This is a genomic window from Candidatus Krumholzibacteriota bacterium (genome assembly GCA_016932415.1).
GTDB lineage: Bacteria > Krumholzibacteriota > Krumholzibacteriia > Krumholzibacteriales > Krumholzibacteriaceae > Krumholzibacterium.
On sequence record JAFGCX010000038.1, the window covers coordinates 38,005 to 49,606 of the forward strand.

Sequence of the window (11,602 nt, forward strand, 5' to 3'; positions counted from 1 at the left end):
AATGGGAAAGACATTTGCCGAGAAGATACTGGCTTCTAAATCAGGTCAGCGGGAAGTGACGGCGGGCCAGATCGTCATCGTCAAGCCGGAACATCTCCTCACCCATGACAATACCGCGGCCATAGTCGGTAAGATCAAGGACGACCTGAAGGAGTACGGAGTGGCAAGGACCGACATGCCGGTCATAGTACTCGATCACGTGATCCCCGCGGCCAATGAAAAAACGGCCGCCAACCACAAGACTGTCAGACAGTTCGTTTCCGATTACGGGATAAAGAACTTTTTCGACGCGGGGAGCGGGATCTGCCACCAGGTCGTTATGGAGAAGGGATTCACGATCCCTGGAACGATCATAGTCGGAAGCGACTCTCATACCTGTTCGTACGGCGCCCTGGGAGCATTTTCCACCGGGATAGACCGCACAGAGGCGGCCGCGCTTCTTCTCAGGGGAGAGACATGGCTTAAAGTCCCCGAGACGATTAAGATAACTCTCACTGGGAAGCTGAAACACCCGGTTTCGGCTAAGGACCTTGTTCTCTCGATCATAGGAGATATCGGAGCGGACGGCGCGAACTACTGCTCCGTAGAATTCCACGGAGAGGTATCCTCCCTCTCTATCGAGGAACGCTTCACAATCGCCAATATGGGCGTCGAGATGGGGGCCAAAATCGCCGTATTCCCCGTTGACCGGCTGGCAGAAGAATACCTCGCCTCGATAGGAGTGGCGAGGTCTGCATATGAACCTGTATGGGCCGACAAAGATGCCGTTTATATCAGGGAACTCAAATATGACATGGGAAAGATCGAACCTGTCGTGGCCCGTCCTCATACGGTCGATAATATTTCTTCCGTTTCAAAGGAAAAAGGGATCTTCTTCGATCAGTATTTTCTCGGTACCTGCACCAATGGACGCCTGAGCGACCTGAGAAGCGCCGCGAAAATAATGAAAGGTAAAAAGATCGCGCCGGGTACGAGGCTTCTCGTGCTTCCCGCGTCGAAGGATGTATTCGAGGCCGCTATCCTCGAAGGACTGATAACGGTATTCTCCGAAGCCGGAGCGATGATCCTCCCTCCGGGATGCGGCCCCTGCCTCGGCGCCCATCAGGGATGTCTCGCGCCGGGAGAGAAGTGCCTGAGCACAGCCAATCGTAATTTCAAGGGACGGATGGGATGCAAGGAAGCGGAGATATATCTGGCAAGCCCTGAAACGGTCGCCGCGTCGGCCATAGCCGGCAAACTAGTAGATCCCCGCAAGGAGGTATGATTATGAAGATATGGAAATACGGAGATGATATCAATACAGACATGCTTTTTCCGGGGAAATATACATACTCCTGCGGAACTGCCGAGGAGATACTTCCCCACCTTCTAGAAGACCTCGATCCAGAGTTCGCGTCGAATGTTGCCGAAGGAGATATTCTTTTTGCCGGTAGCAATTTTGGTTGCGGATCGTCGCGAGAACAGCCGGTTGTCGGATTGAAAGCGGTTGGCATCAAGGCGATCGTCGCCAAAAGTTACGCGAGGATATTCTACCGGGCTGCGATAAACCAGGGCCTGCTCCTGATCGAGTGCCCGGGGGCTGTCGACGCGTACAGCGGAGATAAACCTGTCACCCTCGATATCGAAAACGCGACGGTAAATGTCGGCGGGCAGAGCTTCTCATTTCCCAAGCTCCCGCCCGAGATACTGAAGATACGCGACGCCGGCGGCCTTCTCAACTTTACAAGGGAGCAGCTTCAGGGATAGAGGGTTGTCAAGGCGAGTTCATTTCAGGACAATAATCGATTCCGATCGACGGCCCGGATGGTAAATAGACGACAGTGTATTATTACTCAGACTCGAAAAGCACCGCGGATATCATCAGATTCCCATGGTGATTCGCGCCATCGACAAGGGCACCCTGCTCTCCGAATGTGAAGGCGCCAAGAAACGGATTTCCTCCGATCGTCTCCCTTATATTGGCCGCGGCCTTCGGCATATCATCCTGGATGGTCAACATACATCCGGCGCAGTAGATTATCAGGCCTCCTGCTACCTGATCTGACGATATCAGTCCGTTTCTGAGAGCTGATTTAGCCACGGTACCAGCTCGATCGACCAGTCTGTTTTTTGAACCTGTCATAAGCACTATCTCTTCATTCTCTCCGATATCAGTAAAGATATTCAACCCGCCATCCGGAGTCACCGATTCGGGATGTGAAAGACAGTAAAACTTCAGGCTCCCCATCTGTTTCAAGGGCCGGCCTATTGGATAGAGCGTGGTATTTGCGAGAACTGAACCACCTTTCAGAGATTCCTTTATAGCTCCTCCCGTCCATTCATTGTAGACCTCTGCCGCAGACCTGTTATCGATCTCCATAATCGTGCGTTTACGAGATTTTGTCACTTTTCCCATCTTGTCGGTGGCGTAATAACCACTCCAGAAAGACCAATGCATTCTGGTCGATGGATACAGTGCCGTAATCACCACTCCATTTGAGAAGCCTTTTCCGTTAATAAACTGTTTCCAGTGTCCCTCGATCGTATTATCGGCCGAACTGCCGCCGGCAATCGGAATATCACTACCAATCACTTCTTCAATTCCCTTGATAATATCTTCCTCGAACCCGGGTGCGCATGTCAACCAAACAAGCTGAGGTTTCTCACCTGGTCGGTGAGCCGCATCGATTGCTTTTTGAATCGCATTCCTGCCGGCATCTCTCGGACTGGCCTTAACATCTTCGGCGCCGACTCCATAAGCACCTGATGGATCTTTGATACCGAATAATCCCAGCCCGGTTCCCTCCAGCGAATGAAATCCCGCGTCGGTCATGACTCCCTGACAGGAAGAGCCTCCGTGGATTGAAAGACCAGGATCGATCCGATTGAGACAAGCAGCGAGTCGATCACAATCATACCCGACGGAGCTATAAACGACCATCCAGTCAGGATCACCCCCGAGTTTCGACTGAAGAAGCTTGTATGCTGTTTTAATTGATTCTTCAGTATCGGGTGATGTGCTCCATGAAGTGGCAATTTTCATCTCAATTCCTTTCAATCATTATCAAAATTATCCCCTGTGGACCTGTATTTCTTCTAATAGTCACTTATCGGCAATATTGATTGATATATTTACCTGATTATCCTACGAGCTGCGGTTTACTGCAGAGCGGATGATGTGGAGATCCGTTTTCAATCGACCTGGATTATCTCTATTTTGTCCCTGGGTTGCAACTCGTATAGATCCGATCGGATATCGTGCAATGGCCTGACCGTTGCTACATGTCTCTGCTGTGATAAAGAGGAAAGTGCCAGTTCTGAGACGACTACCGCCTCAACGTTTGGATCGGCCTCTCCTTCTATTCCTTTTTCCGGAAACGAAAAATCGCTTGGAGTCAGTATTGCCGCCTGGCTGTAGTTGAGGAAGGAGCCCGATTCGGTCTTCATATTACCGACGCTTCCAGTCATCACGACATATACGAAGTTTTCAACCGCCCTGGCCTGGGCGCAATGCCTTACCCTGTAGTATGCCTTTTTTTCCTCCGTGTAGAAAGGTACGAACAGGATCTCTACGCCAGCCAGCGTAAGCAGCCTCGATAACTCCGGGAACTCGATATCATAACAGACCTGGATCGCTATCCTTGCCAGGGGCGTCCTGAAGATCCTGATTGCCGAGCCTGGCTCTATCCCGCCTTCATTCCGTTCCGCTGGAGTGATATGAAGTTTATCCTGCGTATAGACCTTCCCGGTCGGCGCGAACAGGTGCGCCGTGTTATAATATTTTCCATCTCTCAGGACAGGATGAGATCCTCCAATAACATAGATGTTGTATTTCTGCGCGATCCGTCTGAACATGTCGATATACCGGTCTGCATAGAGCGCGAGTTCCTCTGTGACCTGTCTCATGGTAAGGTGCTTCATGTAACTAAGGAGCTGATAAGTGAAGTATTCGGGAAACAGCAGGAAATGGCAGTGATAGGAATCCGCCGTATCGGCAAAGAAATCCACGGAACGTTCCAGATCTTCAAAAGATTGTATCGCCCTCATGTGATATTGCGCGGCGCAGACCCTGACCCTGCGTGCCTGAATCTTCGGGAAGACTCCTGAGGATATCTTCTTTTTAGCTATGTTGAATTCAGGATTGTCCATGACCAGAAATGTTGAGTAGTTAAGGCTGGAACGGTCGACAGTGATATCGAGTTGAACTTTCTTCACGCGGTATCCGGCCTTCAGATGCGTGTTCAGGGCATAATCGCGCAATTCTCCATTTGTCACCTTTTCCACGTACTGTTCTGCCGTCATCCTGCCGGCGTATTCCCTGTATCCCGGTATTCTGCCGTAGGCGATCATTCGTTTCAGATTGTATCTCTTCAGGATGGCGTACCGCCTCTTGTAGAGCATCGTGGCGATACCTCTGCGCCTGTAGTCAGGGTGCACAGCGATATCAGATCCGTACAGGGTATCCCCATCAGGGTTATGCGTACTGAATGTACCGGCTCCTGTCAGTTCATCGACATCGTACCAGAATTCATCGGCGATGCTGACTATCAGGCATGTAGCGTACCCCACAACCTTCTGTCCGCAGAGAGCAACCAGCTGCCCCTGCGGGAACGCGGCGAACTGCATCTCATATTGACGTTGCGTATATATGTACTCTTCCAGATAATCCTGGTATGCGGCCCTGCTGCATGCTATGACTTCAGGGATGTCCTCACGGCGCCACTTCCGAACTGTTATTTTGGCCTGCGGTTTCTTCAAGATATCTTCCTCACTCTCGAGAAGGTTGTCATGTCATTACTATAGACAGGGATCATCTGTACCGGTAAGCGCCGAATCACCTCATCAGGATCATCTTGCGTGTCTGCGAGTATCTGCCGCTGACAAGCTGGTAGAAGTAAACACCACTCGCGACCGGAGTCCGATTGTTGTTAGTCCCGTTCCAGACCACTTCCCTGTAACCTTCGTTCATTTCACGATCGAGGATCGTTGAGATCAGCTCGCCCTTGACATTGTATACGCTTAGCTTCAGACGCATCTGGCGAGGAAGGTAAAAACCGATCGTCGTTACCGGGTTGAACGGATTGGGATAGTTCTGATACATTACCACGCCAGCGGCCGGCAGGCTCTCCCACGGATCGCCGGTCGTGATGTAATCGACTTCATCTATGAACCACTGCGCGTTCTCAGCCGTTATAGACGCGTGCTCCTGATTCCCCGCCGGATAGTAGACCGCATCGAATGGTGTATGGCTCAAAAGATCGGGGTCTCCCACGATATCATAATTCAGGTCGCCGGTATCGATATCGAGGGCGCTTATCGTTGGGATGAAGCTATGATTATCGTAGAGGGCGATAATATCGCCGTACGGAGCCTCGGTCGAGTCCATTTCGGCCATCGAAGATCGCCACCCTCCTGGCGCGCTGTCGTATGGCCCCGTGCCCGATACGGTAACGTTCATCGTTATCGGAATGAAAACAAGCCTCACAAATCCTTCGAATATCATCTGTGACGTGCCTTCTGGAACGGCCCACACATTACCGCGGATGGTAGTCAGGAGATCGCTGTACTCGTAATCGATGATCTGATCGCCGGGAAGGAACCCCTGTTCTGTTCCATAGCCGCTCCCGTTGGCTATCGCGACATTTCTCGTATTCTGCGGATATTCGCCGACCGCGATAAAATCAGCAAGCATCTCCGCGCGAAGCGGATCAGGCTCGCCTGTCGATCCAGGCTCGGGCGTATGGTGATAGACAAGCATCTGCCTCGCGGCGGGGCGGTCGAGGCTGGCCAGCAGATCGGCGGCGGATGTGGAGAGTCCCGAGAAGAAATCGAGCCAGTACTGTATTCCGAGGGGGATATTCGCGCCACGGTTCGGGGCGTCGAAAGAGATGAATGTCCTCACCCTGTGCTCGAGCGAGTGCCTCTCCATATAGGCGAGCGCGTACCTTCCGCACAACCCTCCCATGCTCGCCCCCGCGACGACGATCGTCTGTTCGGGATCTATCACCGCCTGCACCTGTTGAATGAGCTCGACGAGCACGTAGCTGTTAAGCTGTATGTAATCTGTGGCATCGGTGAAATCGAGGATTATCAGGTCGTAACCATCCGCCCTCAGGGTCTCGAGAAGGTCGTGATTGTTCAGGTGGTTGTAGAGATAATCCCACCCCATGCTGTTGTCCAGATCGAAACCTTCAACGGCTATCACCGGGTTTGTGATCGTACCCAGCGGATCGGACAGGTATACATAGGCGTTGCCGCTTCCATACCGGCCTTCGTAAGGTATCGAAGCTGTCACGAAGAGGGTATCGTGAGGATCGGGTACGGACTGGGCCTCTGCCTGTAACGTAAGATTCACACAGAGAAATACAACTGAAACGAAGGCTGCAGACTTCATAACGGCCTCCCTTGGATCTGGATGATGATATTCTACCATAACTCCCTGGTATTGTCCAACATCCTCATAGCGAATTTATTTCAGTATGAATAAACGATTGAATCTAATATTTTGTATAGTCACTCGCTGTCGTCATTTCATATCCGGCGCGGTGACCATTCAAAACAGGCATCGAGAACAAGGATCGAGGGAGGACCGGCATGAGGAGATTCATTGTGTTGTTCATATCTATCGCTGTCGTATCAGGGATATCGGCATGCAGTACCGGCACCGAACCGACACGCACCTACCTGGATGATATCGAGCAGGACAATAGTACCGTCTCTGACCTGATGGCCGAAAATTGCGCCAGTCACGATGAACCGGAGGATTATACCTGGGACGCCGGCAGCGTCGTTAATATCACGTTGAACGGGTCCTCCATTTCGGTCGACGGGCCCGGAGTAACAGTCGATGGCAGCAAAGCGACAATCACCGCGTCGGGTAATTACAGCGCAAGCGGAGCGCTGACCGATGGACAGATAACGATCGATACCGATGATGACGGAATCGTCCGCCTCATTTTAAATAATGCCGATATTACATGCTCGACCAGCGCTCCGATCAATATCGCCGGAGCGGAAAAGACAATAATCATCCTCCCCGAAGACACCGGCAGCCATCTTGCCGATGGAGATACATACATATTCGATGACCCTGAAGACGATGAGCCGAACGCCGCGCTATTCAGCAAAGACGATCTTTCTTTCTACGGCAGCGGTTCTTTGACGATCGACGCAAATTACAACGACGGCATCACCAGCAAAGATGGCCTGGTAATAAACAGCGGGATTATCACGGTGGACGCGCTGGATGACGGGATACGGGGCAAAGATTACCTGGTCGTAAAGGATGGATCAATTATTATCACTAGTGGCGGAGACGCGCTGAAATCAGACGATGACGATGAAGACAAGGGGTATATATTGATCGAGCATGGTGTTATCGATCTGACCAGTTCCGATGATGGAATAGACGCTGAATCGGATCTGCTTGTCTCGGGTGGAACGATCACTATTCTGGCCGGCGGAGGCAGCGACGCTGTCATCGGCGAAGATGATTCAGCCAAAGGGATCAAGGGGAACGCATACGTCGTCATCGATGATTGTATTATCAGCGTAGACTCGGCTGATGACGCTATTCATTCCAATACGGATATGATCATCAACGGCGGTGATTTCACTCTGGCGAGCGGCGACGACGCGATCCACGCCGATAATACCCTCTCCATAAATGACGGGAATATATCCATAACCCGTTCGTTCGAAGGGATCGAAGGTTATTTCATTGTTTTCTATGGTGGAAATATCAGCGTCATCTCATCTGATGATTGCGTCAATTCAACAGCCGGGGCCCGGGCTGAACTTGATAACGGCTGCTGCACATATATCTATGGAGGATATATCGTCCTGAACGCAAGTGTAGGAGACGGGATCGACAGTAATGGCAACATCGTCATGAAAGGTGGCACAGTCATAATACACGGACCTTCCAATGACCCCGAAGTGATGTTCGATTATGACGGGACGTTCGATATATCGGGAGGGTTGATCGTTGGATCGGGCAGTTCATCCCACATGACCCAGGCGCCGAGCCCGGTCTCTACCCAGAATTCTGTTATGATGACCTTCACCCTTGCCAATTCCGCGTCAACGATATTCCATATCGACGACAGCGACGGAAACGAGATAGCGACCTTCGAACCGCTTCATCGGTATCAGTCGATCGGTTTTTCTTCTCCTGACCTTGAGACCGGGAAAACATACAGAGTCTATCTGGGAGGTGTTTCTACCGGCTTAAACAACGATGGACTGATTACCGGAGGCAGCTATTCCGGAGGATCGCTGTCAACCACCTTCACCATATCCGAGGTGGTCACACCAATCGAGAAATAGTGATCCAACTGCCATCAGAATAGTTCGCTACCGTTCAGACTTCCGAAACAACATCGCTGAGCCGATAAACAGCCCGACGAAAAACCCGTTGGCGATCAGGATATCCCATGGCCAGATTGGGCCGGTGGAACCAAACCTGGCGATCAAGGCGATCACGGCAACCGACGCCTGAGCGAGCGCTGTTGCGAACAACGCGCGTGCCATCCCACGTGGATGGAAGCGAGCCAGTATGGCACCGATGAGTCCGACGGCAAGCACACCATAATACATCATGTTCGCGTCTTCATCGGAAGCCCCTATGACGCCAACAGCACCGTTTACCCAGAAGAGAAGGAATGCTGCCGTGAGCGATAGTCCGACGGCGTATTTGTACGCCGTATTACCCGGCTTCCTCGTTTTAAGGACCATAAAGATCACGATGAATGCTGCCGCGAGAATAACGCCGGGTAGAAAGTGTTTCGCAAAGTAGATCATATTACCTCAAATATAAAATATTACTTTATTAATCGGCTTACGGCCTCGGCGCGAACTCCGCTCAAGCAGGGAGCGCGCCGGGGCCGAGCTTTCTGCCGCAAGCAGTAGTTAGAAAATCCGTAATTATAATGACTCAACGCGTGACTTATCGAAAGCGATTAAACTCCGCGGTAAAACAATCAGCACAGCCAACGACGCCATCAACAGAGAATGTTTTCGCACTTTTTTCTTCCTTTCGCGAAAAAACCCCGAAAACCATTACTAACGCAATCTGTCATTTGCTTCGACAAAACAACGCGTTTACCACTGTAGGCTGAACAATTCCGCTTCAGTTGCTGACTTTCCCTTCGCGGTCCCTGCCCAGGAAAGGGCCGTGGCAGGGAGAACCGTCTTCTGCAAGCGGAGGTTATATCCCTGCTTACCTATCCATCATCTGAGACATGGACAACTGATATGTCGTCGAACCATACCTTGCCTCCGGGATTCGCATGTCCAAGAATACCAGCCAGAATCACAACCCTCCAGGTTCCTTCTGGAATCTTTATGGTTGTTTTAACTTCCGTCCAATCAGAGGTACCCAGAACCTTGTAATCGTGTTCGGTGCTGACAAGTCCCAACCTTTTCTTCATTCCTCGATCCCAACACTGGACTAGAATGCTCGCTGATTCCTTCAGGTCTTGTGTTTTTATCCATCCGGAGATTTCATATGTTAATCCGGGAATGCATTTCAATGGAGCCTGATTCCAGTGATAATGTATCATGGTTCTTGGGTGATCTTTGCCAATTGTAATTGAAACTGATCTTTTGCCGGAATGAAAGAAATCTTTATCCCACTTGAGATCTACGAAATCTTTCATTTGAGGAACACGCGTTGCATTCCAATGGTCAGGATTTTCCCCAGATCCCAGTTCGTATTCAAAGCCGCCGTTTTTAACAAAGTTTGTTTGCCCATCTCCACAATAACCGGCAGCCCCGGCGATAAGAATCAAGGAAAATGATACTCCAACCAGCACTCGAATCGCGCTTCTTGTCAAAACCATTTATCCTCCCTATTGAAACCGTGAATATTACAATTCCCTACAGCAGTAGGGCGATCCAGGCGAGGGCCTTGCCCAGGCAAGGGCCGTGACAGGCCGGAGCCGTCTGCTGCAAGTGTTAGACGCTGAATTATTTAGCGCTCTGACTCATTCCATACGCGAGAAGTATCTGTATCCTGCCTTTCTTTGTCGAATAAAGTTTCAAGCCACTTTTTTCTGCGAATATATTTTTCGTCCTGCCCCTTGCGTCCATCATGTTCTACCTGGACTACATTTGATGCATCGCTTACATTTCCAGCACGATCCATGGAAGTAACATATAGTGTAAAACTAAAAGAATCCTGAGTCCAATTTTCTCCGTCATCCCAAAATATCCATATCCGACTATCATGCGAATAATAATATCCTTCAGGAACTTTGAGATTTTCAGGCGTTGTGCCATTTAGTAGATGAAACATGTACCCCAGTTTTTCCGAAGGAGTGCGATTGTCTTCTGCATCCAACACGTTGAAGCTAATTTCGCCGTTGCTAATATCCTCTACCCATGGCGTACTGCCGTTATCTAAAGTTATGGAGCCGGAACCTCGACCAATATTCGCTATACTTAAGATTGGAGGAGATGGTGGTATGCTATCAATGAGTTCCTCTCCTGGAACAGTGCAAAACCTAGTCATCGTAACCAGCACCGAGTGAGATTCATAGGCATGGGTCATAAATAATGCTACTACCAATATGAAGATACTTTTTTTCATAGTTACATGCGTCTAACGTTGGTTTAGCCTGCAAAGGCGGTTGACGCGTGCCGAGCGCCTGCACGGGGCGTGACAAGCGACTTTGTCAGGTTCAAACTCTTGTTATGCTCTATCCCGCAGCCCTACGAACCATTACGTTCCAGCAAATCCAGATAGTGGTCAATCAACTCCGGGCCATGAACAGGGGCCCCGTGTCCGGCAACGATAGTTTTTATATCTAATTCAAGCTCCTTGAGCTTGAGTAAAGTCTTCGGATACTGCTCCAAGTTCGCAAAACTCAAATTACCGAGGCCTTGCTTAAGAATGCAACCACCGTACAGGACTTTCTCGCTGGGAAAATACACGAATATTCCATCCGGCGTGTGCGAGGGACCTAAGTACAACGCACGCACTTGCCCCTTCTGCAACTCGAAATCACCCTGATACGTCTCCGCAGGGAGAACGAGAGGCAAATTCGGATACTCAGGAATCGCCCGGCGAGTCCACTCGACTACAGCCGCCCAGTCGCTTTCAAGTAAGTCATATGTCATTTGGGTGGAGATGACCTTCGCCCCGATGCTTTCCCAGTAGGCGTTCCCCCCGGTACGATCTGGGTGATAATTGGTATTGACGACTTCCGAAACTGGGAGATTCGTTACCTTTGCGATTTCTCCTGCAAGCAACTCTGCTGTCGCGGGCGTCCATGTGGCTCCAATGATGGTTACACTCTCGGAGCCAACATAAATGATCGAGTTTTCCCGTGCGTAGTATGTGTCCTCGGCGACCCACAATGGGCCGACAAGATGGCTTACAAGCACACGTGGCGATTGCGCTCTTGCAGATGCTTCTGTCAGAACCAACCCACAACAAATTCCGAACACGACAACCGATGTCGCTTTTATCAACGACGAGTAGAACTGCACTCTTCCTCCTCCCTGAGCATAACAATCTTCGCTTCAGCCGCGGGCTTCACTGGCGCGGGCCCTGCCCCCGCAGGGGCCGTGGCAGTGAAACCCGTCTTCTGTAAGCAGTTGTCAGGTGACAGACAACTAA

The 11,602-nt window shown here is 50.7% G+C and carries 10 protein-coding genes; 3 read left to right on the forward strand and 7 right to left on the reverse strand.

Annotation, left to right across the window (positions count from 1 at the left end):
- Nucleotide 1: 1 nt before the first annotated feature.
- A complete protein-coding gene (locus tag JW814_12680; GenBank protein MBN2072301.1) occupies nucleotides 2–1,264 on the forward strand; it encodes a 3-isopropylmalate dehydratase large subunit in 1,263 nt (420 codons plus the stop codon).
- Between the two features lie 2 nt (nucleotides 1,265–1,266).
- Entirely contained in the window at nucleotides 1,267–1,746 is a 480-nt protein-coding gene (locus JW814_12685; protein ID MBN2072302.1) for a 3-isopropylmalate dehydratase, read from the forward strand.
- A gap of 82 nt (nucleotides 1,747–1,828) precedes the next feature.
- On the opposite strand, the gene JW814_12690 is transcribed toward JW814_12685, so the two are convergent.
- The 3 genes from JW814_12690 to JW814_12700 form a co-directional block, all read right to left on the reverse strand.
- Nucleotides 1,829–3,022, reverse strand: a complete 1,194-nt coding sequence (locus tag JW814_12690) for an FIST C-terminal domain-containing protein (protein ID MBN2072303.1) — start codon at nucleotides 3,020–3,022, stop codon at nucleotides 1,829–1,831.
- A gap of 149 nt (nucleotides 3,023–3,171) precedes the next feature.
- On the reverse strand, nucleotides 3,172–4,737 hold the full coding sequence (locus tag JW814_12695) for a GNAT family N-acetyltransferase (protein MBN2072304.1): 1,566 nt from the start codon (nucleotides 4,735–4,737) through the stop codon (nucleotides 3,172–3,174).
- Nucleotides 4,738–4,813: 76 nt separating this feature from the next.
- A complete protein-coding gene (locus JW814_12700) occupies nucleotides 4,814–6,373 on the reverse strand; it encodes a T9SS type A sorting domain-containing protein (protein MBN2072305.1) in 1,560 nt (519 codons plus the stop codon).
- A 200-nt stretch (nucleotides 6,374–6,573) separates the two neighbouring features.
- Between JW814_12700 and JW814_12705 the strand changes: the two genes are divergently transcribed.
- Nucleotides 6,574–8,307 (forward strand): carbohydrate-binding domain-containing protein, encoded by a 1,734-nt coding sequence (locus tag JW814_12705; GenBank protein ID MBN2072306.1) that lies wholly within the window; start codon nucleotides 6,574–6,576, stop codon nucleotides 8,305–8,307.
- Between the two features lie 27 nt (nucleotides 8,308–8,334).
- On the opposite strand, the gene JW814_12710 is transcribed toward JW814_12705, so the two are convergent.
- The 4 genes from JW814_12710 to bla all read right to left on the reverse strand — a co-directional run bounded on the left by JW814_12710 (nucleotide 8,335) and on the right by bla (nucleotide 11,454).
- Entirely contained in the window at nucleotides 8,335–8,781 is a 447-nt protein-coding gene (locus JW814_12710) for a hypothetical protein (GenBank protein ID MBN2072307.1), read from the reverse strand.
- A gap of 422 nt (nucleotides 8,782–9,203) precedes the next feature.
- Nucleotides 9,204–9,821, reverse strand: coding sequence for a carbohydrate binding domain-containing protein (locus tag JW814_12715; protein MBN2072308.1), 618 nt, complete (start codon nucleotides 9,819–9,821; stop codon nucleotides 9,204–9,206).
- A 131-nt stretch (nucleotides 9,822–9,952) separates the two neighbouring features.
- Complete coding sequence (locus JW814_12720; GenBank protein MBN2072309.1) at nucleotides 9,953–10,570, reverse strand: hypothetical protein; 618 nt, start codon at nucleotides 10,568–10,570, stop codon at nucleotides 9,953–9,955.
- A 122-nt stretch (nucleotides 10,571–10,692) separates the two neighbouring features.
- Entirely contained in the window at nucleotides 10,693–11,454 is a 762-nt protein-coding gene (gene bla / locus JW814_12725; GenBank protein ID MBN2072310.1) for a subclass B2 metallo-beta-lactamase, read from the reverse strand.
- Nucleotides 11,455–11,602: the final 148 nt, after the last annotated feature.

Coding starts and splice junctions, on each gene's coding strand:
- JW814_12680 (MBN2072301.1), top strand. CDS start 2: ATGGGAAAGACATTTGCCGAGAAGATACTGGCTTCTAAATCAGGTCAG.
- JW814_12685 (MBN2072302.1), top strand. CDS start 1,267: ATGAAGATATGGAAATACGGAGATGATATCAATACAGACATGCTTTTT.
- JW814_12700 (MBN2072305.1), bottom strand. CDS start 6,373: ATGAAGTCTGCAGCCTTCGTTTCAGTTGTATTTCTCTGTGTGAATCTT.
- JW814_12690 (MBN2072303.1), bottom strand. CDS start 3,022: ATGAAAATTGCCACTTCATGGAGCACATCACCCGATACTGAAGAATCA.
- JW814_12705 (MBN2072306.1), top strand. CDS start 6,574: ATGAGGAGATTCATTGTGTTGTTCATATCTATCGCTGTCGTATCAGGG.
- JW814_12720 (MBN2072309.1), bottom strand. CDS start 10,570: ATGAAAAAAAGTATCTTCATATTGGTAGTAGCATTATTTATGACCCAT.
- JW814_12715 (MBN2072308.1), bottom strand. CDS start 9,821: ATGGTTTTGACAAGAAGCGCGATTCGAGTGCTGGTTGGAGTATCATTT.
- JW814_12710 (MBN2072307.1), bottom strand. CDS start 8,781: ATGATCTACTTTGCGAAACACTTTCTACCCGGCGTTATTCTCGCGGCA.